This window comes from Singulisphaera photorubra (genome assembly GCF_045290345.1).
Lineage (GTDB): Bacteria > Planctomycetota > Planctomycetia > Isosphaerales > Isosphaeraceae > Singulisphaera.
On record NZ_CP155447.1, the window covers coordinates 3289997 to 3315231 of the forward strand.

At 59.9% G+C, this 25235-nt stretch carries 27 protein-coding genes and 2 tRNA genes; 18 read left to right on the forward strand and 11 right to left on the reverse strand.

The genetic code is table 11. The features are described from left to right. Positions 1-13: 13 nt before the first annotated feature. Positions 14-742 carry an ABC transporter ATP-binding protein gene (locus V5E97_RS12585; RefSeq protein ID WP_406699669.1) on the reverse strand — a complete coding sequence of 243 codons (729 nt, stop codon included), beginning with the start codon at positions 740-742 and terminating at the stop codon, positions 14-16. Positions 743-1125: 383 nt separating this feature from the next. Here V5E97_RS12585 and V5E97_RS12590 point away from each other — a divergent pair, with 383 nt between their 5' ends. The 4 genes from V5E97_RS12590 (at position 1126) to V5E97_RS12605 (ending at position 3145) form a co-directional block, all read left to right on the forward strand. Further along, the gene (locus V5E97_RS12590; RefSeq protein ID WP_406699670.1) at positions 1126-2169 is read left to right on the forward strand and encodes a Gfo/Idh/MocA family protein; all 1044 of its coding nucleotides are present in this window, start codon (positions 1126-1128) and stop codon (positions 2167-2169) included. A 121-nt stretch (positions 2170-2290) separates the two neighbouring features. Continuing rightward, positions 2291-2364 (forward strand) — tRNA-Arg (locus V5E97_RS12595). A 162-nt stretch (positions 2365-2526) separates the two neighbouring features. Beyond that, positions 2527-2739: a hypothetical protein gene (locus V5E97_RS12600; RefSeq protein WP_406699671.1), complete on the forward strand. Its 213-nt coding sequence runs from the start codon at positions 2527-2529 to the stop codon at positions 2737-2739. Between the two features lie 265 nt (positions 2740-3004). Then, the gene (locus V5E97_RS12605; protein WP_406699672.1) at positions 3005-3145 is read left to right on the forward strand and encodes a hypothetical protein; all 141 of its coding nucleotides are present in this window, start codon (positions 3005-3007) and stop codon (positions 3143-3145) included. Positions 3146-3224: 79 nt separating this feature from the next. Here V5E97_RS12605 and V5E97_RS12610 read toward each other — a convergent pair whose 3' ends face one another. Both V5E97_RS12610 and V5E97_RS12615 read right to left on the reverse strand, forming a co-directional pair. Further along, a complete protein-coding gene (locus tag V5E97_RS12610; RefSeq protein WP_406699673.1) occupies positions 3225-4436 on the reverse strand; it encodes an aldo/keto reductase in 1212 nt (403 codons plus the stop codon). 821 nt (positions 4437-5257) lie between these two features. Beyond that, positions 5258-5644 carry a glyoxalase superfamily protein gene (locus V5E97_RS12615; RefSeq protein ID WP_406699674.1) on the reverse strand — a complete coding sequence of 129 codons (387 nt, stop codon included), beginning with the start codon at positions 5642-5644 and terminating at the stop codon, positions 5258-5260. 362 nt (positions 5645-6006) lie between these two features. On the opposite strand from V5E97_RS12615, the gene V5E97_RS12620 reads away from it, so the two are divergent. The 4 genes from V5E97_RS12620 (at position 6007) to V5E97_RS12635 (ending at position 8706) form a co-directional block, all read left to right on the forward strand. Beyond that, positions 6007-6405, forward strand: a complete 399-nt coding sequence (locus V5E97_RS12620; protein ID WP_406699675.1) for a hypothetical protein — start codon at positions 6007-6009, stop codon at positions 6403-6405. A 108-nt stretch (positions 6406-6513) separates the two neighbouring features. Then, positions 6514-6711: a hypothetical protein gene (locus V5E97_RS12625; protein WP_406699676.1), complete on the forward strand. Its 198-nt coding sequence runs from the start codon at positions 6514-6516 to the stop codon at positions 6709-6711. A 773-nt stretch (positions 6712-7484) separates the two neighbouring features. After that, a complete protein-coding gene (locus tag V5E97_RS12630) occupies positions 7485-7685 on the forward strand; it encodes a hypothetical protein (protein WP_406699677.1) in 201 nt (66 codons plus the stop codon). Between the two features lie 214 nt (positions 7686-7899). Continuing rightward, positions 7900-8706, forward strand: a complete 807-nt coding sequence (locus tag V5E97_RS12635; protein ID WP_406699678.1) for an SAM-dependent methyltransferase — start codon at positions 7900-7902, stop codon at positions 8704-8706. Positions 8707-9019: 313 nt separating this feature from the next. Here the strand turns inward: V5E97_RS12635 and V5E97_RS12640 are convergent, their stop codons facing one another. Then, the gene (locus tag V5E97_RS12640; RefSeq protein ID WP_406699679.1) at positions 9020-9421 is read right to left on the reverse strand and encodes a DUF6508 domain-containing protein; all 402 of its coding nucleotides are present in this window, start codon (positions 9419-9421) and stop codon (positions 9020-9022) included. A 114-nt stretch (positions 9422-9535) separates the two neighbouring features. After that, entirely contained in the window at positions 9536-10261 is a 726-nt protein-coding gene (locus V5E97_RS12645; RefSeq protein ID WP_406699680.1) for a hypothetical protein, read from the reverse strand. 764 nt (positions 10262-11025) lie between these two features. Here V5E97_RS12645 and V5E97_RS12650 point away from each other — a divergent pair. Then, complete coding sequence (locus tag V5E97_RS12650) at positions 11026-11619, forward strand: hypothetical protein (RefSeq protein ID WP_406699681.1); 594 nt, start codon at positions 11026-11028, stop codon at positions 11617-11619. Between the two features lie 386 nt (positions 11620-12005). Here the strand turns inward: V5E97_RS12650 and V5E97_RS12655 are convergent, their stop codons facing one another. The 4 genes from V5E97_RS12655 to V5E97_RS12670 form a co-directional block, all read right to left on the reverse strand. Beyond that, positions 12006-12191 carry a DUF4339 domain-containing protein gene (locus tag V5E97_RS12655; protein ID WP_406699682.1) on the reverse strand — a complete coding sequence of 62 codons (186 nt, stop codon included), beginning with the start codon at positions 12189-12191 and terminating at the stop codon, positions 12006-12008. Positions 12192-12279: 88 nt separating this feature from the next. After that, positions 12280-12798 (reverse strand): DUF1569 domain-containing protein, encoded by a 519-nt coding sequence (locus V5E97_RS12660; protein WP_406699683.1) that lies wholly within the window; start codon positions 12796-12798, stop codon positions 12280-12282. A 337-nt stretch (positions 12799-13135) separates the two neighbouring features. Next, positions 13136-13222, reverse strand: a tRNA-Ser gene (locus V5E97_RS12665). 447 nt (positions 13223-13669) lie between these two features. Then, positions 13670-13996, reverse strand: a complete 327-nt coding sequence (locus V5E97_RS12670; protein ID WP_406699684.1) for a thioredoxin family protein — start codon at positions 13994-13996, stop codon at positions 13670-13672. 262 nt (positions 13997-14258) lie between these two features. Between V5E97_RS12670 and V5E97_RS12675 the strand changes: the two genes are divergently transcribed. Together V5E97_RS12675 and V5E97_RS12680 are read left to right on the forward strand one after the other, a co-directional pair. Then, positions 14259-14861 (forward strand): RNA polymerase sigma factor, encoded by a 603-nt coding sequence (locus V5E97_RS12675; RefSeq protein ID WP_406699685.1) that lies wholly within the window; start codon positions 14259-14261, stop codon positions 14859-14861. A gap of 10 nt (positions 14862-14871) precedes the next feature. After that, a complete protein-coding gene (locus V5E97_RS12680; RefSeq protein WP_406699686.1) occupies positions 14872-15927 on the forward strand; it encodes a serine/threonine-protein kinase in 1056 nt (351 codons plus the stop codon). Between the two features lie 77 nt (positions 15928-16004). On the opposite strand, the gene V5E97_RS12685 is transcribed toward V5E97_RS12680, so the two are convergent. Continuing rightward, a complete protein-coding gene (locus V5E97_RS12685; RefSeq protein ID WP_406699687.1) occupies positions 16005-16442 on the reverse strand; it encodes a hypothetical protein in 438 nt (145 codons plus the stop codon). 754 nt (positions 16443-17196) lie between these two features. Between V5E97_RS12685 and V5E97_RS12690 the strand changes: the two genes are divergently transcribed. Next, positions 17197-18030 (forward strand): hypothetical protein, encoded by an 834-nt coding sequence (locus V5E97_RS12690; RefSeq protein WP_406699688.1) that lies wholly within the window; start codon positions 17197-17199, stop codon positions 18028-18030. A 211-nt stretch (positions 18031-18241) separates the two neighbouring features. On the opposite strand, the gene V5E97_RS12695 is transcribed toward V5E97_RS12690, so the two are convergent. Then, the gene (locus V5E97_RS12695) at positions 18242-18865 is read right to left on the reverse strand and encodes a hypothetical protein (RefSeq protein ID WP_406699689.1); all 624 of its coding nucleotides are present in this window, start codon (positions 18863-18865) and stop codon (positions 18242-18244) included. Between the two features lie 558 nt (positions 18866-19423). On the opposite strand from V5E97_RS12695, the gene V5E97_RS12700 reads away from it, so the two are divergent. From V5E97_RS12700 to V5E97_RS12725, 6 genes are all read left to right on the forward strand, one after another. Continuing rightward, positions 19424-20224 carry a 2-phosphosulfolactate phosphatase gene (locus V5E97_RS12700; RefSeq protein WP_406699690.1) on the forward strand — a complete coding sequence of 267 codons (801 nt, stop codon included), beginning with the start codon at positions 19424-19426 and terminating at the stop codon, positions 20222-20224. Between the two features lie 123 nt (positions 20225-20347). Beyond that, positions 20348-21988, forward strand: coding sequence for a glycine--tRNA ligase (locus V5E97_RS12705; RefSeq protein ID WP_406699691.1), 1641 nt, complete (start codon positions 20348-20350; stop codon positions 21986-21988). Next, positions 21985-22827 carry a sugar phosphate isomerase/epimerase family protein gene (locus V5E97_RS12710; RefSeq protein ID WP_406699692.1) on the forward strand — a complete coding sequence of 281 codons (843 nt, stop codon included), beginning with the start codon at positions 21985-21987 and terminating at the stop codon, positions 22825-22827. The genes V5E97_RS12705 and V5E97_RS12710 overlap by 4 nt, the downstream gene beginning before the upstream one ends. A 2-nt stretch (positions 22828-22829) precedes the next feature. Next, positions 22830-23363, forward strand: coding sequence for a hypothetical protein (locus tag V5E97_RS12715; protein ID WP_406699693.1), 534 nt, complete (start codon positions 22830-22832; stop codon positions 23361-23363). 293 nt (positions 23364-23656) lie between these two features. Beyond that, the gene (locus V5E97_RS12720; RefSeq protein WP_406699694.1) at positions 23657-24292 is read left to right on the forward strand and encodes an RNA polymerase sigma factor; all 636 of its coding nucleotides are present in this window, start codon (positions 23657-23659) and stop codon (positions 24290-24292) included. 4 nt (positions 24293-24296) lie between these two features. Continuing rightward, complete coding sequence (locus tag V5E97_RS12725) at positions 24297-25220, forward strand: anti-sigma factor (protein ID WP_406699695.1); 924 nt, start codon at positions 24297-24299, stop codon at positions 25218-25220. Positions 25221-25235 lie beyond the last annotated feature (15 nt).

Below are 25235 nucleotides of genomic sequence, written 5' to 3' on the forward strand. Positions count from 1 at the left end.
TCCTGTGTTGGCCTCAGACCGGTTGTGCGGTCAGACGATGGAATTGATCCTCGAGCGACTTGCCCTCGGCCCTCAACTCGGCCGGTTCGCCGTCGAAGACGATCTTGCCGTCGTGAATGAACAGGACGCGGTCCGCGACCGGTTCGACCTCTTGGAGAATGTGGGTCGAGACGAGCACCGTTTTCGACTTACCCAACTCACGAATCAAGGTTCGGACACCGCGAATCTGATTGGGATCGAGGCCGCTGGTCGGCTCATCCATGATCAGGACTTCGGGGTCATGGACCATCGCCGCGGCCATCGAGACCCGCTGGCGGTATCCCTTCGAGAGCTTGCCGATGGGCTTGTGCGCGACCGACTCGAGGGAGCATTGAGCCAGGACCGCCTCGATCCGGCTGCGGAGATAGGTCCCGGAGAGCCCACGCGCCTGACCGAAGAAGTCGAGCAGGCTCTGGGGGGTCATGTCGGGATAGAGCGGGCCGTTTTCGGGCAGGTAGCCGATGTGCTGGGCCGCCTCGATCCGGTCGGCCTGGACGTCGATTCCGGCGATCCGAGCCGTCCCTTTCGTGGGGGCGACGAAGCCGGTCAGGAGCCGCATCGTGGTGGTCTTGCCCGCCCCGTTGGGGCCGAGAAACGCCACCACTTGCCCGCGAGGGATCGAGAACGTCACATCGCGGACGGCCAGAAACGTACCATATTGCTTGGAAAGCCCTTGGGCTTCGATCATTAAGGGAGTGGACATGCCTCAACTACCTCTTCAAACCACTCGTGATGATTTCAGCGGAGCGACCCCGGGCGACCGAGTGTTGCGCTCGTCGCACGACGAAACTGGGGCTTTTCACTTGCTCCACTTCCCGCGTCGGGCAGGGGGGCTTAATCGCCCCTCATTATGCGCGGCATGATAGCGCGACGCAACCAGCACGACCCTTCCCACTTCTCCCGTCTCCATCCGGCTGGTTTCCACGGCAAGTCGTCGATTTTTCCGCGAAATGTTTGGACGAAGTCCGCGGCGGCCGGTCTAATCCGTCGAGCCGGGATCATTTCGTTCTACGGGGACACGTGTTCCAGGGTTCGCCCGCCGCGTCCTTTTTTTTTTCTTCCGGATCGGGCTCGAGGACGCATCGAATGAGTCTCTCGTCCCCACTTCGTGGGGGGCTGATCGGCTGCGGTTTCGTGTCGCAGTATCACCTCGAGGCCTGGAAGGCCGTCGCCAACGCGCGCATCGTGGCCCTCTGCGACCTCGATCCCGAACGTCTCGAACGTGCGGGGCGGATCATCCCGGGCAAGGCGTACCGCGATGCGGCCGACCTGCTGAGTCGCGAGACACTCGACTTCGTCGAAATCTGCACGGGGCCTGACTCGCATCGTGAGCTCGTCGAGCTGGCGGCCCGACATGGAGCCCATGTCCTCTGCCAAAAGCCATCGGCCGTCATCCGTTCGGACCTGCAGGCGATGATTCGGTCATGCGCCTTGGCGTCGGTTCGTCTGATGATCCACGAGAACTGGCGGTTCCGCCCCTGGTATCGTGCGCTCAAGCGGGAGATCGAGGCCGGCACCATCGGCCGTCCGATCCGCCTTCGCCTCGCGCACCGCGACACGCGTGCCTTGCGTCCTGACGGATTTTGCGATCAGCCTTACTTCGCGACGATGCCTCGCTTGATCCTCCTTGAGATGGGTTGCCACCTGGTCGACACCGCCCGCTACCTGTTGGGTGAGGTTGAAACCGTGTCGGCGACCTTGGGCCGATTTGGTTCAGGCCACATCGGTGAAGATCTCGCGACTCTCTCCCTCGGTTTCACCAGCGGAGCGATTGCCTTGCTGGACATGACTTGGTGTGCGCCTGCCGACGTGGCACGCCCAGAGTGGGCCCTCAACGAGACGGCCGTTGAGGGGACCGAAGGCCTTCTGAAGATCCAGGCCGACGGCTCGCTCCTGCGGATCGGCCTCGACGGAACGAGCGAGCGGAAGCTGGTCCCGATGAAGTCCGCCGACCGAGTGTATGTCGACGGTTACTCCCAGGCCCAATCCCACTTCGTCGAAGGCTTGCTTCAAGCCACTCCCCACGAGACCAGCGGAGCCGACAACCTCAAAACTATGGAGGTCGTCTGGGCCGGCTACTCCTCGGCCGAAGCAGGTCAGTTGATCCGACTCCCGGGCGATCCAAAGTGAAACTGTGCGGGTTATTTGGGCCGGTTTCAATGAAAACCAGATTTTCTCGGGTTTTGGGATTTCTCCCGACCCCCGACCTCGCTAGTATATCTCGTGTCGGCCATGGAGCCGAATCAAACACGCACCCGTAGCTCAATTGGATAGAGCATCGGTCTACGGAACCGAAGGTTAGAGGTTCGAATCCTCTCGGGTGTACTGACGCAATAACCCCTGGAAATCCAGGGGTTTTTTGTTGGACTGAGCTCGCCCAAAACGAGTTCCTTAAAACTGGCTTGTCGTTCTACGAAGTCGTTTTAAATAAGCCATAGAGCGGATACATAGCGGCAACGAGCGTGTTGTGGTGTTCGTAAGAACACAATGCTTGGAGTCCTGGTCTCTGTCCAGGGCCGCGAAGCCCGATGGAACGTGGCGAGAAGGCTACGCACCGCTCTCTATCACAAACTGATGGCGGAAGGCACAGAGCAGTCCCAAGCTTTGCCGACGCGGACGACTTCGCCTCTGCTGGTTGAGATCCTCGACCAACTCCTCACCTACTGCCGCGACCAGCGGGTCTCAGATACCTACGAGTGATATCGCTGGCGGCTCCAGATGTGCACCGGCGAGATCGCGTCGGCCCTCATCGTCGCTCCGCGCAAATCGTTCCACCTCGACAACTGGTTCGAGAGGCATCCCGATGGGGCAAGCGGCACCAAGAACGGGATGTGCGGGCCGAGCCGAAAAAGGGGTCGCTGGGTAGTGCTCGCAAGCCGTTTTGTGTCAAAAGCTTGTGCCTTATCTTTATGGCATTCCGCTATGGATGTCCTCTTTCTGACCGGCGTCCCGGTCGGAGTTCGTGGTGCCGCTGCTGTGGGAGGGGCGGCTGTTCGGTGTCCTCGACCTCGCCAGCCCGGCGTCGAATCGGTTCGATGACGTCGACGCGGAAGGGCGGCGCGCGATCGCCGCCGAACTCCTCGCCGGCTCGGACCTCCCGTCTTAATCCAGCCCGTCGGGGTCCCGGGGTTAGCCCGAATCGCCGCCCCAGAACGGCTGCCGGGTGGTTTCAAGATATCTGTAGCTCATCCCAGAAGCCGGTGGACTTCCTTCAATTTGGCGGCGATATCGATTTCCTGCGAGCAGGTGGGCAGGCAATCGCCGCAACCGACGCAGGAAGTTCCGTTCTGCGTCAGGGCCGCGTATTCCTTCCTCGCCCGGTTGAGGTCGTGATAGTCTCGGGCATACCGCTCGTACCGGAAGATGTCCGAGATTCCGATGTGTTCTGGGCAAGCGGAGACGCACTGGGCACACAGCAGGCAGGTCAGTCCCTTGTTGTAGCCAGCCAACAGGGTGAGCGCCGCACGGTCCTGATTCCCCATGGCCAGGCCGGAGGCCGCGCCCGCATTCTCTCGGAGTTGATCGAAATTCTTGATCGCAATCACTGCCCCGGTGAGGTTTTCGTTCGACCTCAGCCATTTGACCATAGCCGCGCCGGGCGTACTGCCCTCGAATTTTGGATCCGCCAGGAGCTTCTGGAACTTCTTATCGTTCGCCGCACGCCCCACGCCGCCCATCGTCTTCATGGCGATGGTCGCGATGTCCTTCTTCTTCGCCACGTCGATCCATTCCTGCACCTCCTTGCGATCGTTGTAGGTGTAGAAGAATTGGGTCGCCTCGTAGGGTCGATTGTCCGCCAGGTAGTCCAGAATCTCCCAGGCCATGTCCCCTTTGATCGAGTTGTAGTGGTGTTGGGAGATGGCCAGGTGCTTGACCAGCCCCTCCTTTTTCAACCGCTCGAACGCCCGGACCATGCCCGAGTTCTGCTTCGCCTCCTCCACGGAGTGATAACCGAAATGGAACTTGAAGACGTCGTAATATCCGACGCCCGCTTCCTTCAGACGCGCCTTGACGAACTGGTAATGCTGCTCTTCATCGATCTTGCCGCGCGTGTGGTCCCCGTTCACGCGGTCGACGACGCACTCGAGGTAATAGGCCTCCCTTGGCAGGGCCTTGAGGGCCGGCGGGAGCGTGTCGGCGGTCCACCTATGGGCCTTGTGCCAGTAATTGACCCCGACGCTCACTGCCCGTGGAATGAGCTCCTTGGGCCAGTCGGACGCTCCCACGAGCCAGCCGATTTCGAGGCCGGTACGACCGTAACGCCGCTTCGGCAGTTTGTCGGCGGCGACCTGCTCAACCGCCAGCACCGGCAGGCTGGCGATGCTTGCCGCGGCCACTCCTGTTGCCCCGAGCCGCATCATATCCCGGCGAGAAAGGTTCTGTGAGCCATCAGCCATGGCCGTTGCTCCTCTCCTTCTGGTGTTCGATCGCGGAATGCGGGCCGGTTTCCCCGGCGATCCCAGTCTACATTGCGGGCGGGTGCGGTCAACCATCGAATCGGAGGCCGGGAAAGGGACTTCTCGGGCTGACTGTGAAGATCCGGCAATGGCGCGTGCCTGAGGAGCTGCGGGTGTGTCTGGCCAATCTCCACGTCATGTGACCGCGCCTGACCCTGCAAATTGGGGTGGTGAATGAAAACAGGGGGACTTAACGATTATCGACAATTGTTGAGTGCGTGTTTAGCGGGGGTGGGTCGGCACGGCCTGTCCACAAGCCGAGCAGTGACTCCAACGGCCGGGAGTCTCCGGTCCTTTTGCTCGTCCTAGGCCTCACCTCGTCCCCGCTGAGTCTCCACGTGACGAGGATCGGATCGGACGGACGGGCGTTTTCCTCGTTGCTGATCACACCGTCTCCTCCGGACGCGGTGGTGGGATTGGCTAAGCGGTCGTATTCAGTGGTAGGCACGCGGCCAGATAGGAGATCACATCATAGCCTCGCTGCACGCAGGTTCGGGCCAAACTGGCTAAGACCTCGAAGCACCGGGCGCCGGCCTCCGTTTTGTTGCCGCACGACAGCTTTCGCGCTTGCACCGCCCACCGGAACGACCGCTCGGCACGATGATTCGTTGGCTCAGCCGCCGGTTCGAAGGCAAGAGCAGCCAGGCACTTCATTGGCGAGATCTGAGCAATTCAGTGGGGATGGGTATCCAGTCGCTCACCTCGGTGGGTTTTCCAGGTTCTCCGCCTTATCCTCTCTAGGTGCGTGGCCACCGACACCCCTACGAAGTTCCCCCTGGCGTCAGTCGCTCATTGAACCGGATGCGATTCCCGAACGGATCGATGACCTCGACGCTCCTGGTGTAGTAGAAAGTTGTCTCGATGCCGGGCCGCATGAACTTGTAGCCTTTCGATGTGACTTTCCGATGGAATTCCTCGAGCCCGGTCATCCAGACGAACACCGTTGAGCCAGGGCAGCAATCGCCATGGTGCTCGGTCAGGTGCAAAACGAGGTTTCCTATCGATATTTGGATGTACATGGGCGAGTCGTCGTCGAATCGATGCTCCCAATCGATGGAGAAGCCGAGGAAGTTCACATAGAAGTCCTTCGCCTTTCCCACGTCGAAGATCCGAAGCAGCGGAATGGTCTTCAGAAACGAACCGGCCATCTGTCTGAACTCCAATTGGTGAACGTACCCGACAGCCTCCAGGCAAGGTTCGAGCGTGTCGTTCTGCTCGAGCCACGCGAGGAGTGGCTCGATTGGTGGCGCGGCCATGACCTTTTGCGGGACGATTATTCAAGCAAGGTCACGGACGTTCTCTGCGGCGGTCGTCGGGCAATCCCAACAAGACGTATTTCTCGATCGAAAGGTGTCGACGGTCGTATCCTCCCTGGAAATCAGAGTCCGGCGAATGCAGAATCGTTGTCAACGAACCCGAAAAAGGTGATCCAGGGGTCGAGTGCGGTTGACGGGGGTGACGAGGCGGCAAGTCATCAAGACGAGCCATTGAGCGATGCGGGGAATTCCCAATGAGCAAGATGGGCTGTGAGTGCGGGAACATCCTCTCTGACTTTGTTTATCCCTGCCCGACCGAGGCCATGGTAATCGGCGAACAAGATCTCGAGTTTGTCGAGATGAGCTTCCAGTCGCAAGTTGAAAATTTTCTTGTAGCAGTACGTGATCACTGTAGAGAAGCGTGGCTTGTCGAGCAATTCGGGACGAACTACCCCATGGACTGTTCTGATGCGGAAGTGATTTCCGATCTCCTGACTCGGGCACAAAATCCCTACGTCCTCTCGATCACAGAGTGTGAATCCTGTGGTCGGCTCCACGTCCAGACCTCACCGGAGTCCAACAAGTATCTGTCGTTTGCCCCTGACATCCCCGGCTACCATCGTCTCCTGGCTTGCAAACCCAAAGGGGGCTAAACACTCACATTCCGCACCCCTCTGAGAAGGTTTGAGACGGGGGGGCTAGCAGCAGTGCGGCTCTCCTGGCAATCCTGTGCAAGTGTTCCGATCGCCAGGAGCCACACCATGGAGCCCTCGACCGAATTCCAGACCCAGATCGTTGGCGCCTTGCCCGCCATCACTCACGACTTCGATCCGCTGGACCTCGCCGGGACCATCGATCGGGTCGTCCCCTGGGAAGGCGAATTCCCTTTGGGGGCGATCGTCGAAATCCTGATGGCCAACCGCTTGCTCTGGCCTCAGGCCCTGTTCAGGGAATCTTGATGGATTTCCGGCCCGGCCGTGCGGCTGTAAACCCACCCGTTGCGGAAACCGCAAGAATCATCGGTTCTTGAGCTCTGTCGCGGATCGTTGTTCCCTATGAGGTGTGCCACCTCGGATTGATGTCAAACCTAAACCAACTCTGGTAGACACTAACCCTCCGCCTCTATTACTGCTGTAAGATGAGAGGCGAAAGGAATCCGTCCTCGGGATGGATCGTCGGGCAAAGTGACCGGACACGGGGAGCCTCGATGAAACGCACGATTCTCGAATGGGGCTTGATTTTCTCGGTCGGGATGACTCTCGCATTTACGACTCTCTGGGGCGTTTCCAATTTCTTTGATCGATCTACGTATCATCTCAGGCTCCCGACCTTGAGGAGCATGGGGGACGATCTCCATCTACTGGTCGGGGAAGGCGACCTCTCACTAAGCGACCAATTCGAGGTGGATTCATCCGGCAACGTCCGACCGCTGATCGTGGACCCACGGAGGAGCGTCGCGTCCGACATCCTGAGGGGAGATCGTTTCGGGCAGTTCACGATTCCGGGTCTCGATCTGCGGTATTATTGGTCGGCTCCGTTCGACGACCTGATCTGGTCGCTGAGATTGTCTATGCTTTATTTCATCGTCCTATCTTTGTTGGGTGCGGCTCTGTTTCGCTATCGGCTGAAAAGACTGCGTAGTCATATTTGTTGTATAAATGAGTAATTGTATTGATAGGATTTTGGTCTGCTTGGAAATGAATCGATCGAGGACGTTTATCTGTTTGTCGAGATGAATCGCGACGGCGTTGAATGCATCGTCAGCATGGGGGTGATGGGGGGACAGGTCGTGCTGCCGATGGTCACGTCGACGCCGGCGAACTCGCGAGCGATGGCCGTCCATGCGCGTCCTCATTTCAGGACAACGAAGCTTCGCGTCGAGATGCGATACAAGGGGGGGCCGGCGCGATTGCTGGAGGCCTTCAACCCGTGATTTTCTCGCAGTTTCCCTGCTGGGTTATTGGGCATGCACGTCCCGCGTCGATGAAGCTCCACGTCTCCTCGATCGTGATCCCTGGGAAGCAGCGATTCGTCCTGGTCCCAGTGAGCGACCATCATAGTCACCATGTCGAGGAGGGCAGGGGGGGGCCTTTGTCGGGTGAGGTCTCTCAGTCTCCGCCGGCGTCTATTAAGCGGGTAGCCAATCGATGACAACCTCGAGGCTTTGCACGTTCCACGACTTCGAGCAACCCTGGTATCGCGACCAACTCGTCCGGCTACGGGAGGGATTTCACCTTCATCGCAGGCAATGGGAGTTCGTCGCGATCGCCCACGCCCTACATGAGCGGGGACTTCTCGCCCGTGGGGGGCATGGGGTCGGGTTCGCCGTGGGCGATGAGCCGCTTCCGTCTTTGTTCGCTGGCTACGGCTGCGAGATTTTGGCAACCGATCAGCCGGAGACCGCGGAAGCCGCTGCGAATTGGTGCAACGGGCAACTCTGTCGGGGTTTGGAGTCGCTCAATGCCCGAGGTCTGGCCAAGCCAAAATGGTTCGATCGGCTGGTGCGGTTCCGACCGGTGGACATGACCGACATCCCCGGAGACCTGGGCATGTTCCGGTTCCTTTGGAGCTCGTGCTCGATGGAGCACCTCGGCTCACTTGAGGCCGGGATCGACTTCGTCATGAATTCGATGAATCATATATGGCCCGGGGGCGTCGCCGTCCACACGACGGAGTTCAACTGCGACTCCAATGATCGAACGATCGAGACGGGTGGCGCTGTGATCTATCGTAGACGTGACATCGAGGAACTGGCGCGCCGGCTGGCCTCGAATGGGGATCGGCTTCTTGATGTCTGTTACGATCAGGGCGATCACGAGGTCGACCGGATGGTGGACGAAACCCCCTTTGCGCCCAATCGTCGGTGCCACCTCAAGCTTCGGTTCGAAGGGTTCGTCACGACGTCGGTGATCCTTATTGTCGAAAAACGAATATGGCATCAACGCTATATTTGACTTTCATATCGCACACAGCCCGGACGGCGTCCTGAATCGGGCTGCATTGTGTTCATTATGATTGTAGATGCGATGTTAAAAGTAGTGTCATCATGTGTTTGTCGATGTCCTGGCTCACGTCGCGCTAACACCCGGAGTACCGGCGGTGCGTTGCGGTATTCCAGGGGAGGGGCGATTGCGGTGGATGGATGACGAGACGTCAAGCCATCATGGCACGCGATTGAGCGATTCATGACCGAACTCAACAAGATCGAGCTTTGCTCTGGCAGGTTCAATCCGGTCGAGGTCTCCCGTCAGAATTCACTCGACCCGGTTAGTAAGAAACCTCGTCCCGGATCTCACGGAGCCGATAGAGCAAGGCGAGGATGTGGCCGTTCTTCAGCATCTCAGCCAGGTGCCCCTCGCAGAATCGGTCCTTTCTGACATGGAGCGTCAACAGCCTGCGGATTGTCGCCGCATCGGCGCGGGCCAAGTCCGTGGGCGATTCGACGAGCCGCTCGGCCTCTTCCTGCCATTGCGGCCAGTCGAACGATACAACCCATCCCTGTTTGTACAAGACCTGGATAAAGGACGAGACGTCTTCAGAATAGGAATAGTATCCAAACTCTCCCCTGGGGGTGTGCCATCCACCGTAGCAATATCCTTTCGTGTCGAAAAGGGCGAGGAACGGTAGGATCGCGTCAAACTGCTCGCTCGCAATGGGTGGTTCGGTCATTAAGAGGCCCTCCGAATTAAGATCAATCTCCAGGACTGCGATTCCTCACGCGGGGGGTGGTCCACAGAGCCTTCTGCTCCTCGGTCTTCCTTTCAACCGCGCATCAATCCTTCGTTAGCCGGGTTCTCGGTCGGTTGCGTCGGGTTGGCCGGTCGGCTTTTGAGCGATCCCCGCCGCAACGATCCGAGCGACGACGATGGCGAGATAGACCTGGGCGGTGAAAGCCTCCAGGTTCGCCGCCATGATCGCCGGGCCGGTGGATGGGGTCAGGTCGCCCAGGCCTGTCGAGGTCAGGGTGGAGTCGCTGAGGATCAGGAGACGCGCGAACCCGACGCGTCGCGAAAGGCTGTCGGTCCAAACGATTCGGGGGCCTTGATGCGATTGGAACGAGCCAGGCAATGAGATCTCGATAAATACGAAAATGTAGGTCCATATCAGTCCCAGGAGCAGGTACACACAAAGGGCCGCTTGCATGGTTTCCAGGGACACGACATCGCTTTCGAGGACCACTTCGATCACCGTTAAGCTCACGTAGGCCAGCGTGGCCAGCCAGATGGTGAACTGAAGGTAGAGGAGCCACTGGGCTTCATCAAGGTTGCTCAGTCGCCCGATGATGACGTCGAGGCCGGTCAGAGTCGAGCCAAGGACCAACGACCGTCTGCCGGGGCGAGCAGCGTAGAGGGCGGCCACGAGGGTGCCACTCGTGAGAATGGCGAGTACGGTCGTCCAGACGCGACTTTCGGCGGTCACAGGCGCCGAGAACTTCAAAGCGATGAGGGCGAGGAGCAGGTAGCCGAACTTGCCGCCCGCCGCTTGCAACAGCCTTGATTTCGTTCGCACAGTTCCGACCTCCCCGAGCGACTGATTTGGGGAAATGAATCACGTACTGGTGTTTGCCCGAGAGCCGCTGACCCTCTTGATCCTTTGAGTGCGTACGGGGACACCACGTCCTGGAGCCGGTTTGCGCGGAGGCCGATGGCCGTGACCAGGGCACGCTGGAGGTCGTCGGTCCCAGAGAGTCTGGTCTTCAAAGGAAGAGGTCCAATCGTTCACTCGGCGCGTGAGCTCCATCGTGACCAGCGGGTCTCCGTAGACGGAAGCCGTAGTCTCCAAGACGAGGGCTCCTTCCTCGGAGATCGAAGTCTGGGCAAGGCAGGGCGTTTGATGGATCATAAACCATGCCGGGGCGATGACCAGAGCGAGGGGCAAGCGATCTGCTTTCGACATGCGGCGTTTCTCGGGAAGTGGCCGGCGAGGTGTGACGCGGCGAACCTTGATCTTCGAGTCTGCGATTGAACAGTCGCCGAAGCCAATGAGATGTGGATCTGGATTGCGAAGTCTGAAGTTGTCTCGTCAAATCGGGAGAAAGGGAATGCGAGGCCTTCGTCTTGCAACAAAACCGAATTGCGGGCCGAGGAAGGGCGGTGGGATGCTGATGACTTTCGGGCGAGGGGTGGATAGAGTCAAACGATCATTGCAGATCACCGGCGACACGCCTTGAGTCTCTTGGTCGCTGCTTTTTTTTCAGGTTGAGAGAAATGAAACGTGTTCGCTATGCTCGTTGTCTGATAATACGGATGTGACAATTCGCCACGGAGGTCAAGATGCAACGCCAAACTCTGTTGACGGTGTTCCTTGGATTGGGGCTGGTTGGCGGAATCGCGTTCATGGCACAGCGGCTCGGCGCGACAGCCGTCGAGGGGGCGGAGGCACCTCCCTCGCCGCCAAGTGCGGTAGTGGCCCCGTTGCCAGTGGTGGTTCCACCACCACTTCCTTTGCCGGATGAAACTCAGCCTCCATCCGTTCCATTGCCACTGACCGAAACGCTACTTGGGGTTGATGAAACCCAGAACCTACCTCCGCTCGCGGGAGCTTCCGCGACCAAACCACGGCAAGCGGGCGACCCGATGGACGACCTGAAAACGTTCCATCAGCAGAGTCGTCAGAAGGCCGAAGCTCAGATCAAGTCGCTGACCCAGGAAGTGGAGACGCTCCGTGCAAGACTCCAAAAGGTAGAAGTCGCACTCGAGGGGTGGAAGTCGATCAGCACCGCCTTGGAGCAGGAGCAAGAGAGATCACCGGGGGTGGTCTTGTCCGTCCGAAGAGGTTTCCGAAAGCATGTGGAGGAAGCGCCGACTCATCTCGAGCCTGTTCCGGTGGAATCCGTTCCTGAATCAGCGGGTTCCAAGCAACCTTGAGTCAGGTTTGGATCGAGTTCGTCTGATCGGGGCTGGGGTTATCGTTGCAATCACCGAGAAGTGGTTCCCGACCCGCAATGATTGCGAACGACAATCGTGGCGACGACGGCCCTCGCCCTTTCGGAATGACGAATCGGAATCGTCGGATCCACTCACGAAGGAGCTTTATGCGTGGCGCCTGACCTGAATTGGGGCGTCGTCGAGCCGGTGGGTAAGAGACCGCGGGGCCTGAATCGATTCAAGCCCGATGCGGTCATTCAATAGTTGATGGAACAAGCAGAACCGCGGAACTCGTGCCAATCACGGAAAGAAAGCCCAAGGCTCGGTTGAAATCTCGAACTCAAACGATGACAGGTGTGAAAGACTTGATCTCAAACGTGCGTTCGTTACAGGGACGTCCGGGGGAACAAGGCTTTCAGTTTCCCAGCCTTCACGGCTTTGTCGACCCCCTCCTTGCGAATCATGTCGCTGGCCAGCACGCCACCCGATGATGCAAGTTCCTTGAGTTTCTGCGAGGTGAAGGGGCCGGAGCTCTTTGCGCCGACTCGGTTGATGAACCATTGGGAAGCCATTGAGAACTCCTGCGAGTCAGAAATTGTTGGTATTCTGAGAAAGCATAAATCAACATACCAAAAGTCTTGACTTTTTTCAAGAAATTTGTCAATTCTCGCCGATCGGCCCCAAAATTTCCCCGGACGGGGTCGGTTTTCGCACCAGTCTTGTCGCCTTGGGGGTCGTCTGTAAGACGTAGCCAAGGTGATGGGCGCAGTGCATGCAGTGAAATCGGGTCCATTCGCCCCGCCGAAGCGGTCCGAGCTTGGGATGAGAGGGGAACGGGCCGTTACTTGCCGAAAATTGCTGGATCGCGTCGCTCAGAGACTGGGCTTCGGCGGAAGTGTCGAGGCTGCGGGGTGGGATCAGGGTCGGGTGCGACGCATGCTGTCCTTCGGGAAAGAAGCCCGACCTGAAGAAGCGACGGTACGCAATCCCTTGCACCCGGGTCGGTTCCGAAGTGTCGGGCTCTCCTTCCATCGTGAGGGCGATTGCCGTCGCGAGGTGATGGAGGATTTGTCCGAGGGACCACCGGCCGACCGTAATATGGCCTTCCAGGAGGTGTTCCACGTCGGGCATGACCTCGTCGAGGCGGGCGAAGCTCAAGTCTCGTCGTTGGGCCATCATGCAGCGCACTCCTTCTTCGGGCAAGTTGACACGAACAAGGGGGCGATTCGGGGCTCTCCAGGATCTCGGAGCGAGCAAAGGGAGCCCCACGAAACCGACGAACTTCCGGGACGATCATGGGAGCCTTGTAGGACTGCGTTCTCCTCAGCAAGAACGAAGTCTTTCAAAATGAAAATGACCTTCCGTCCCGTAATTACCGGGAGGGAAGGTCATCGTCGTCTCATGATGGCCACTTGGTCCTGAGCCCGGGCGATCGGAAATTTCCATTCCGAGGCTCGAACTCGCCTACGCCCAGGTTGAATTCAGGAACCCTGGACTTCTGGCCTACTATCTAGAGCGGAGAGGGAGGGATTCGAACCCTCGGTACCTGTGACAGTACACAGCATTTCCAGTGCTGCACCTTCGGCCTCTCGGTCACCTCTCCGTCATACTCTGCTGAACCCCGACCCAAGAAATTATGCCACAAGTTCGTGCTGGCAAATTCTCGAAGGTGATCCGACTGGCGCTCCAAACCCCAGGCGATGCCTTCTGGTTTGGCCTTTCAGTTCGTTGGGGTCCCCATCTTACCGGGAACCGAGTTCCGCTTCTAGTCGGTTTCCCAAAACGAGGGAGTGATTCCGAGATTGGAGAGGGCAGGGCCCGGTTCACTCCACGCCCCCGAGGGCTCAAAAGGGCAAAGGACTCGGGTCGTCTGATTGCCGATACATCCATCATGCAAAAGAGTTACGATCAGGATTCGGTTGATTGGAGACCCCAGAATCAGGGGAGGGCCGAGGCGGACGTTGTGTCGGCAAACACCGTCATTTCATCCGCCTCGGAATCGTTCTGGTTCCGGACTCGCCGTCGAAATCGTGTCACGTCACGCGAGGGGTCAGGGGACTCCCGCGGATTCCAGCAGTTTACGGTAGGCCGACTCGGGCCGGAGGCCGACGAGTCGCCCGACTTCTTGGCCGTCGCGGAAGGCCACGACGGTGGGGACGGCCGAGATCATCAGGCTGCCCGCCAGTTCCTGATTGGCGCCTGCATCGACTTTGAAGACTCTGGCACGACCGCTGTAGTCGGTGGCCAAGCGGTCGATGACCGGGGCGAGCTGACGGCAAGGTCCGCAATGTGCGCCGTAGATGTCGAGGAGCACGGGAACCGGGGAACTCAGAATCTCGGGCTCGTACTGGGATTGGTTGATCTCTTGGGTCATCATCCACGTCCTTGGTTCTATTTTTTTTGTGATTTCAAAAAATATAGCGAGGGGAGCGGTCGATCCGATTCGTCGAAACCGATCAACCTTGCACCCGAAGAGAATGCGAGAGCGAATGGTCGAGGTGGACAAAGAACCGGGCAAGAACGCCCCGATTGATGGGGTAGGCTGGCCGGCTTGATGCCCTGCGCTAGAATGGAGCGAGTCAAAAGAGGGGCCGGCGAAGGGCACGTAGCGAACGCGGAAGTGGAGGGTTGACCTGACCATGGGCCAGACCACCGAGGCAGGCGACCTGCTGGACCGGCTCCGGAATGGTGACGATTCCGCTCGGGAATCGTTAGTGGCCCTGGCCCAGAAGCGGTTTGTGGCTCTCGCCCGTGCGATGCTCAGGCGCTATCCGCATGTGGCGCGTTGGGAGCAGACTGACGACTTGCTCCAGGCGGCGCTTTTGCGGCTCCACCGCAGTCTCGCCGCGGTCCGCCCCGAGGGGGTATCCCACTTCGACAATCTGGCGGCAGCCCAGATTCGTCGGGAGTTGATCGACCTGGCGCGTCGAGACTATGGGCCCGAGGGAAAAGGAGCCCATCACCATACCGACGGGGGCAACCCTGGTTCTCGGCTGGCCGGGATCGACTGCGGAGCGGAGCGGCCCGAGACGCTCGAGGGTTGGGCGGCCTTTCACGAGGTTGTGAACCAGTTGCCCGAGCCGGAACGACAGGTCATGGATCGGGTCTGGTATCAGGGGATGAGCCACGCTCAGACCGCTGAGTCGCTCGGAGTTGCGACCAAGACGGTGCAACGGCGGTGGGCCTCCGCCCGGCTCTTGATTCGCGATGCCCTCCATGGTGATTCACCTGAAGGAGAATGAGGCTCCAACGATGATGGAAAGCGACCGGGAGAAGATGCTCGATTTAATCGTGCGTTGGGAGGAAGGCAAGGCCCAGGGTGAGGCCCTCGCGCCCGAGGAACTGTGCCGCGATTGCCCGCAACTCCTCACTGGTTTCCGCCGGCAGGTTGCGAAACTCGAGCAGGTGGATTGGCTGAACGATTCCGTGGAAAGCGAAACCCCGATCTCGGGATTGGCCACCGCATTCGCTCGGTTGACGCCGGACGACCCTGGCTTGCCCCGTTTGTTGGCCGACCGTTACCGGCTCGACTCCTTGGTGGGTGAGGGGGGCTTTGGGCGGGTCTACAAGGGGTTTGACACCTGGCTCGAACGCGTGGTCGCTGTGAAAATTCCGAGAGTGGACCGGCCGGTTACCTCGGGGGAGGTGGACCAGTGCCGCCTCGAAGCACGCAAGGTGGCCCAGCTTCGCCATCCGAACATTGTCCCGGTACATGACGTCGGGCGCGACGGGACTTCGTGCTTCATCGTCGGTGATTGGATCGAGGGGACCAACCTGGCGCTCTGGATCAAGACGGGACAGCCTGACCACGCCACGTCAGCCCGCATCGTGGCCGAGGTGGCCGACGCCCTTGACCATGCGCATCGGGCCGGCTTCGTCCATCGCGACATCAAGCCGGCGAATATCCTGATCGACCTGCAAGGCAAGGCCTATCTGACCGACTTCGGGATTGCCGTCCTTGAGGAAGACCTCCAGCGGAACCAAGGCGGCGTCGGCACGCTCCCCTACATGGCTCCTGAGCAACTGACGGAAGCGCTTGGACCCATCGACCACCGCGCGGATCTCTACGGCCTCGGCGTGGTCTTATTCGAGTTGCTGACCGGTCGCCGTCCCTTCAAGGCAGGCACTGCCATCGAGTTGCGGGAGCAAATCATCGGCCAAGTGGCCCCATCCCTTCGGTCGATCGATGGGGCTGTCTCGGAGCGATTGGAGCGAGTCTGTCTGCGAACGCTCGCGAAGCGGCCCGACGATCGTTATCCGCGGGCCGACCACTTGGCGGCGGAACTTCGCGCCGCCCTTGGGGCCTGAATCCTCTCCGATCTCGGTGGCATGCCTGGCCGGTGGGCCATCCCTGGCAGGCTCGAGGCGGATCACTTGATCCTCCTTTAGTCTGTCTTCTTGTCCTCTTTCGGTTGCGAGGCCTTGGCGGAAGCTTTGGCTTTGGCTGCGTCCGCCGCTGAGCGCCGGCGGGATTCGAGCGATTTCTTCTGCGCGTCGTCCAGCAAGGTTTCACACTCTTGAACCATCTTGGCGTTCGCTTCGGCGAGTTCTTTCTTCAGTTCTTCAATTCTCGACTGGTGTTTGGCCACGACCTGATAGATCGAGTCCTTCTGCTCCCGCGTGAGGCCGATTTGCCCGAAATAGGTTGGAACTCGGCGTAGCGACGTGCTGGTGGGCTTGGCCGTTGGAGCTTCGGTCTTCGTGGACGAAGTTGTGGTGGAGGTCGAGGGAGGCGCCTCTTGCGCTGTCACCGGGATCATGCCCAAGCATAAGATCGAGACGACGCTCATTCCAACCGTGACCAATCGAGACGATAAGATCATCGCTTTTATCTCCCTTCATGGTGGCGACAGAAGTCGAACGTGAGAACGTTTTGAACTTACGTCGTGTGTGGCGGTTTGTCCAGTGGTAATTGTTTCATGTATTGCAAGTTCAACGTCTGTCATTGTTGGCTACCTCAAGTGGAGATTGCTTCACATCCAGCACGAAAAAAAAGAGGGGATCAGCGGGCCGGGAGCCAGCCCACTACTTTTTCTCCGCTGTGCGCATCGCAAAAGACAATCGATGCAGCCCGCTCGAAACGTGTGCTGTTTCGCTTCAGACGGAAATGGGGTGACGTGGTTTCCGCTGCGAGAGCGAGTTTCAATCGGTTGCTCGGCGTCTTTTGGGGACGGAATGTGGTCGAGGGGAGTCGCTGAACTTCAGCGGCTGCTCTTGAGATGGCGGATGCGACTGGCGGACACTCGAAAACGAGCGGGGGCTCGTGAGCACCGGCTGGAGTGTACCAAGTGCGCGGGGACGCCCGGTTTGTCGAGTGGAACGGTTCTCACGTGACCGAACACACCGCTCCGGATTGCACGCAATGAATCGGGGGATCGAACGAACCACTCTTCGGAATCGAAATGGGATCCGGCCGAGTCTCGATACCGATCCCCTTGGGGTCGGGGACTTTACCGAGGGCTGCCCGGGCGTTACGATGCCCTCAGCCGAACGCATTGACGTTGAGACGAACCCCGCGGCGAGTGACCGTTGGGAGTTTTGTTCGTTCGCGACGTCCGGTTCTGGAGATCTTCCCCCATGGCCTCGGACCCGAAAGCGGCATCCACGCCCCCAAGCACCCTGGTCAAACCGCGCGACCAAGGGATACGAATCTTCACTTACCCGAAACTCATCTTTATCTTCCCGACCATGATCGTTGCCTTGATCTGCGGGATTGGGATGGAACTGATCGGGGATAGGACCAACGATCCGATCCAGCAAGAGAAAGCGGAAGTTAAGGCTAAAGCGGCCGCGGGAGAACCGGTCAAGGTTCCGGCGCCCATGACGCTGAAGCACGAACGGTTCATGACCTCACAGAACCTGCTGGGCATCCTCTTTCTCGGGATCTTTGCGTTTAACCTGTTGATGATGGCGATCGACTTCCCGCGATTCACGGTCATCGCGATCATTCTTCTTGTCTTGCTCGGACTCTTCTTCTTGCTCTGGATTGCGGCCTACTTCGATGCCGACCTGCTCAAACCGGCTCGGGTCCTGGTAGGCGGCATCTACGTCGTTGCCAACTCCGGCTTCTACTTCATGGTCGCGGCGATCCTCGCACTCAACTTTGCGGTCATTTATGTGACACGCTATCTCGATTACTGGGAAATCCTTCCCAACGAGATTCTTCATCACCACGGTCCACTCAGCGACCTGGAACGCTATCCGACTCTCAACCTCAAGTTCGACAAAGAGATTCCCGACATCTTCGAGTTTCTCTTCCTGGGGGCGGGCAAGCTCGTCTTGCACGTGACCGAGGAACGAAAAGCGATCGTGCTGGAAAACGTGCTGTTCATCAACTCGAAAGAGGAAGGGCTCAAGCGGATGATGAGCCGGCTCGAGGTTCGCGTCACGACCGACCAAGAGGTCGCTTAGTCCTGACTCGCCCCGGTTTGAGTTGAGCGAAGTGGGTGTCGCTCGGGTCGAGATCGGGTGGAGGGGAAGCAAAAAAACCCGGCTCCTGAAAAGGAGCCGGGTTCTTGCGTTTTAGTGGTTCGATCGGCTGACTTCTCGGTGGTCTGGGACAACGTTTTGCCATCGCCCCAGACGTGGCTGATCCGAGGTTCAGCCGCTCTCTTTTTTTGAATTAAATCGCGTGTCCGGGAGGCGAGGAGCAATCCTCACGCGATCGGATCTCGGCCGGGGTGTCGATCCCTCCCGGCCGGTGCAGTTTCAGAGAGATTGGCGCCGGGATGGCTGACGACGGAGTCGGTTGGACCCTTTCAGGAAAGGGTCCATCGCGCAATTCGTCGAGGATCGCTCCTTGCAGAGCGTCATCGATATCGCGGAGCCGACGGGCGACGTAGGCGCCATCAAGGACACGGTGATCGTAGATCAGCTTCACCACGACGTCGCCGGTTGCCGAAATCGGCCCGAACGTCAGCGTGGTCGTTAGCGGCGAAATGGGATGAAGGGATTCCGCCCCCAGAGCGCCGTAACTCGTGAGGCCGAATGTGCCGAACCGTTTGGCCCGCTTGAACCCTGAAACATTCAGGGTGCTCCACCAGAAGAGGCGGCGAATCGGCCGGGGCACTCGACTGAACGCAAGTGCTCGGCGATAGACCCCCACCCCCTCGAGTGGTTGATTTTTGTAGAACCTCAGGGCTTCCTGAAGCTGGCAGATCGACTGCTGCTCAGGGGCCCGGAACAGTCCCACGAAGACACCGTCGTCCCCTTGGAACGAGCGCTCGATGGCGAGTGCGCAGTTCATCCAGGGATGTTCGTAAATTCGTGGCCATGGAAATTCCAGCAACGCCCGCCTCAACGGCGGGTGTTGCACCCCGACCAACGCGTACGCCTTCATGAACAAGAGTGCCCACGAAGGTCGAGACGGATGGTGCTCGCGTGGTTCCATCAACGCCGAAACGTTGACAACTCGACTAACGGGTGTCGATGGAACCTGACGCGCGAAATGCACCAGATCGATAATAAATCGTCTGGGCCCGCTAAGTGGGAGAATCCTTCCCTTCGGCTCGTGCATCCATGCACCTCGCCCAGGCTGAATCGGCTGCCTCGATCCCTGCGCGACCCGTGATGGGAAATCGAGTCGCCTAGAGGGGCGAAGACTACCGAAAAGGGTCAGCCTTGGGAAGGCGAACGTTGGCGATTGTCCGCCACGCAATCGCAGGCTGTTCGAAGCCGTCCAGCTCACGCCCTCACGCTCCAGTGGAAGGAGGTCTCCACAACGGGGCGGGTGACATGCCATAATCGTAGCGGCATTCCGAACGAGCGAACGAAATATAAGGGACTTGCGAGAGGATCTTCGTCCATGCCCGAGACCGAGCAGCCCGAAGTCTTCGTCCATTTCTTACCGAGCCTGATTCCTCCGGGAGCCTTGAGGGGAGGGGTGGCGGTGGTCGTGGACGTACTCCGGGCGACTACCGCCATGGTCCATGCCCTGGCGGCCGGCTGCGCGGCGGTGATTCCTTGCGGCGAAATCGACGAGGCGCGTCGCAAGGCCGACGGGTTCCCGACCGGCTCGGTGCTCCTCGCGGGGGAGCGAGAAGGGCTGCCCATTGAGGGGTTCGACCTCGGCAACTCTCCCAAGTCGTTCACGCCTGAGATCTGTCGGGGCAAGACTCTGGTCATGACCACGACCAATGGCACCCGCGCGATTCTCGCGAGCCGGGAGGCCGAGCGTGTCTTGATCGGCTCATTCCCGAACTTTGCCGCGACCGTTCAGGCGTTGCACCTCGAGAGTCGCGACGTCCATGTGGTCTGCTCGGGGACCGATGGTTGCATCAGCTTCGAGGACAGTCTTCTCGCGGGCGCCTTTGCGCAACATCTCAAGGATATGGGGTCGGGACTCAGGAATGACGAGGCGGAGATCGCCGCGGGGGCCTGGTCGAAAATTCATAACTCGCTCTGGTTCAAGAGCGGTGAATCCGACGTGGAAAGTAGCCCGCTGGTGCGCTACCTGAGCCGAGGCCGCGGCGGCCGCCGCGTCCTGGAGTTGGGCTTGGCGGCTGACATTGACGACGCGGCCAACCTGAATCGCTCCGGCTACCAGGTCACCGCCGAGCTGCTCCGCGACCCGCTTCGGATTGTGGCGACCCATCCGGGGTCTTGACCCGGTGGGGCCTCAATCAAGGCCTGAGCTGCCGGTTCGCACCCTATTCACGATCAACTGAATGAGACATGATCGGTGGACCCGCATCGGGTTTCCGCCGCGACTATATAGGACGACGACGCGATGGACATGGACAAGCTGGTTTCGCTCTGTAAGCGCCGGGGGTTTATCTTTCCCTCGAGTGAGATTTACGGCGGCATCAATGGCTTCTGGGACTACGGACCCCTTGGCGTCGAGCTCAAGCGGAACATCAAGGAAGCCTGGTGGCGCGACAACGTCCAGATGCGCGACGACATGGTCGGCCTCGACTGCTCGATCATCATGCACCCCAAGGTCTGGGAGGCCTCGGGGCACGTTGGCGGCTTCAGCGACCCGATGGTGGATTGCCGCGAGTGCAAAGGACGGTTCCGGGCTGATCAGATGACGGCCCTGGTGTTCACCGATCGCTCCGGCCCGCAAGGCGCGACCAATCCTCGTCCCCTCGTGTTCAGCGCGATCGGGGAGCGAGAGGATGTCGAGCGCGAGAACGCCAAAGCGATCGAGAAGTTCAAAAAAACGAATGCGGCGCAGGCGGAGTCGAGCGACCCCGACGTCATCCGGCTCGACAACGTGGCGATCACCGACGAGCTCTATGCGCTCGTTCCCTGCCCGTCCTGCAAGGCGCGAGGAACGCTGACGCGGCCCCGCTCCTTCAACCTGATGTTCGAGACCAACGTGGGGGCGCTCGAAGACGCGACGAGCAAGGCCTACCTCCGCCCCGAAACGGCCCAGGGAATTTTTGCCAACTTCAAGAACGTGGTCGACACCGGGCGGGTCAAGACGCCGTTCGGCATCGGCCAGATTGGCAAAAGCTTCCGGAACGAAATTAATCCCCGGAACTTCATCTTCCGTTCTCGGGAATTTGAGCAGATGGAGATTGAATTCTTCTGCCATCCCGAAGAGTCGGAGAAATGGTATCAGTACTGGCGTGACCAGCGGTTCCAGTGGTATGTCCGTCATGGGCTCCGCAGCGACCGGCTTCGGCTCCGTGAGCACGATCCGAAGGAGCTGGCCTTCTACTCCACCGGGACGGCGGACATCGAGTACAGCTTCCCCTTCGGTGTGAGTGAGCTGGAAGGCATCGCCAATCGCGGGGCTTACGACCTGAGTCAGCATCAGAAGTTCAGTGGCAAGGATCTGAGCTATTTCGATGAGGAACGCTGGGAACGCGATAAGGCAGGGCTGGGGCTGACTTCGTTCAAGGAGTACGTGAAGCAGCGCGCGGGGGAGGAGAAGCCGGGATATCCGTACCAATACATCCCCCACGTCATCGAACCGTCGGCGGGGGCGGATCGGGCCACGCTCGCCTTCCTCTGCGAAGCGTACAATGAGGATGAGGTGGGAGGAGAAGTTCGCAACGTCCTGAAGTTTCATCCCAGACTCGCCCCGATCAAAGCGGCGGTCTTCCCCTTGGTCAAGAAGGACGGCATGCCCGAAAAGGCTGAGGCCATCTACCGCGAGCTGCAGCGCCACTTTCCCGTCTTCTTCGACGAGAAGGGGGCGATCGGCCGGCGCTACCGTAGGCAGGACGAGGCAGGGACCCCGTTCGGGATCACGGTGGACGGCCAGACGCTCACCGATGATACGGTCACATTTCGCGACCGCGACAGTTGCCGGCAGTGGCGTGTTCCCTTGGCGGGCGTCGTTCAGGCGGTTCGCGACTTGCTGGAAGGGGGACCGGTGCCGTCGACCGACCGCCCCGCCGAGGAGAGCGACGCGACATGAAACCCTGCATTAGCCAAGCGACCACCCTGAGCACCTCCTTCGAAGCCGACCTGAAAGCGTACGGGCGATCGGGCTGGACGGCCGTGGAACTCTGGCTGACGAAGCTGGAGAACTACTTGCTGACCCACTCAGTCGCCGAGGTCCGTGCGCTCCTCGAGAAGGAGCAACTCGAGCCGGTGGCCGCGGCTTCGCAAGGGGGACTTCTGCTGGCCCGCGGCCCGGAACGTGAGGTCCATTGGGACCACTTCCGGCGCCGGCTGGCTCTCCTCCAGGAGCTTCGCGTTCCGGTCCTGATCGTCGTGCCCGACTTCGTGAGGGAGATGGGCGCCGAGGATTACAGCCGGGCCATCGAGTCGTTGATCGAGGCGAACGAGCTGGCACGCGGATTTGGTGTGAGGCTGGCGCTGGAGTTCCAAAAAGGAGCGTCCTTCTGCGCCAGTCTGGATACCACGCTCGCCCTGATCGCGCAATGCGGTTCCGAGGGGTTGGGGGTTTGCCTCGACCTCTTCCACTATTACACCGGCCCGAGCAAGTTCGAGGACCTCGCTTACCTGACCCTCGAGAACCTGGGCTGGGTGCAGGTCTGTGACCTCAGTGGCACTCCGCGCGAACTTGCCGGCGACGGTGATCGGATTTTGCCCGGCGAAGGGGACTTCCAGATCGGGCCGATCCTCGAGCATCTGGAGCGGATCGGTTACGCGGGCCATGTCTCCCTGGAAGTGCTCAACCCCCAGCTCTGGCAGATTCCCGCCGATCGGGTTGCCGATGCGGGTTACCAGGCACTGACCCGGGTGCTGGGGAGTTTGGGTCAGGAAGATCCAGCGAGGGGAGGGTCCTGAGCGTGGCCTTGGCGGCATTTCCACCTCCGGTCGTCGTCTATCGCGAGGAACAGAACTTCGACTGGCGAGTGTACGCCTTCATTGCCGTGGCGGAGGGGCTACTCTGGCTCGCCCTGTTTTGCTCCTACGTGGTCGGTCCCAATCCGGGCGTACGCGACACCGATGCGTCACCCCTGCTGGCCGTTGGTTTCCTCGTCGGCCTGGTCTTGCCCGTCATTCTGGTCGTCGGCCTGCTTCGGATGACGACCGAGGTCTGTCCGACTGACCTCCGGGTCTGGTTTGGCTGGATTCCGACCTATCGTCGGATCGTTCCAATCAGCTCGATCCAGAAAATTGAGGTTGTGACCTACCGCCCCCTGGCTGACTACGGGGGGTGGGGGATCCGACTTGGCCGCGATGGTGTTCGTGTTCTCAATGCACGGGGAAACCTTGGTGTTCGAATCGATCTGGTCGACGGGACCAAGTTATTGATCGGGAGCCAGCTTCCCGAAGACCTGGCCCGCGCCTTGGAACGTGCCATGCAGCCCGGGGTTTGAGCGCAACGGCCTTGCTTCGATCGAGGGGCGGATTTCCCAAGTCGCGACGATCACAACTGCGTCTTATGACGAAATTTGAAGGTCAGGTGATTTGTGAATCCGCCCTGTTACGACGATTTTTCACTCCGGTCCCAACTCGTGAATTGATGAACGGGTTGACACGCTCGGAGTGGCGTTTAGACTAGATGCGACAACGTCTTGCGCAGGATTGCTCGGACGAGGATTGGTTCTGGAACCGCCCGAATGTTTTTTGAACCGCGAGTCCGAACCTTTCGGCGCGGCGGACCGTAACGATGATGAAGGCACCTGGTACTGAGACCGTGGAAGACCTCGCCCTCACGACGGACGAGGAACTTCTCAGCCGATACCGCGAGACGGGGCAGGCCGGGGACTTCGATGCGCTCGTTCACCGTTATCAGAACGAACTCTACCGTTACCTGGTGCGTTACCTGGGTGATTCGGCTTTGGCCGAGGACGTATTTCAGAACACGTTCTTGCAGGTCCACCTGAAGAAATCGCTTTACGAAGATGGCCGTCCCGTCCGCCCCTGGCTCTATGCGATCGCCACCCACCAAGCCGTTGATGCGTTGCGAAAAGTGGGCCGTCACCCGACGGTGAGCTTGGATCAGCGCGTTGCGTCGAGTGAGAACGAAGCGGGGAGCCTGGTGGATTTGCTGGTTGGCGAAGATTTGGGGCCGTTGGCGGAACTTCAGGGTCAGGAACGGGCGGAATGGGTTCGCCAGAGCGTGGCCCGTCTCCCTGACACACTGCGGGAAACGCTGACTCTGGCCTACCACCAAGATCTGAAGTATCGCGAAATCGCCGAAATCCTCGACATCCCGGTTGGCACCGTCAAGTCCAGACTGCACGCAGCACTCGCCAAGCTTCAACAGATGGCGAAGGCAGCGAATCGAGACGGAAGTAGCTAAACCTATGAACGCTTCAGACCAACTTGATTACGTGCTCGGCCAACTCGAGGGGCCCACCCGCGAGCAGGCCGAGGCCGAGGTGGCTACCGACCCGCACCTGGCGGAGGTACTCGAACGCCTTGGCCGGGCGGTCCACCAACTCCTTGACGACGACGGGGACACGATCAAGGTTCCAACCTACCTGCTGGTGCGGACCCGCACCTTCGTTGCCGAACATGGGCGGCGACGGACGATTCTCGATTTCGTGCCCACGACCGTCCCGTTCCGCTGGGCGGACATTGCCGTCGCGGCCGGAATCTTCCTGGCGGGACTCCTTACGCTGGTTCCCGCGTTGCAGCGTTCTAAGGACCGGATGGCCCAGGCTGGCTGCGGGTTCAACCTTCAGCAATTGGGGGTCGGCCTGGCTCAGTATGCCGGGCTGCATCATCAGTATCCGTATGGTCCGACCGACCGGCCGAACGCGGTCGCCGGGACGTACGCGGTGACCTTGCAGGATTCCGGTATGCTGCAGGACCTCAAGGCGCTCGACTGTCCCTGCAATGGGCGATGCGAAGAGGCCAGCCCCAAGCCCCGTTCTCCCGAGTCTTATCGCAGGATGCTCGACGGCGATTATGCCTACCACGTTGGCTATCGCAACCAGTCAGGGCGAGCCGGCCCTGTCCTCGCCAGTCACTCGGCCCACGTTCCGCTGCTGGCCGACCAGCCTGCTCATGAGGCGGGAGTCATTCTGGAAGGGAACAGCCCGAACCACGGTGGCCGAGGCCAGAACGTCCTGTTCTCCGACGGCCATATTTCTTGGCACACAACGCGGCAGGTCAGCCCGTTCGATCCTGACATTTTCCTGAACGAAGATCACCGCCCCGGCCCCGGGGTGAACGCCAATGACGCGGCTCTCATTCCCAGCCTTTTCCCCTACACCGATCGGTGAGAGTCGCGAGGTGAG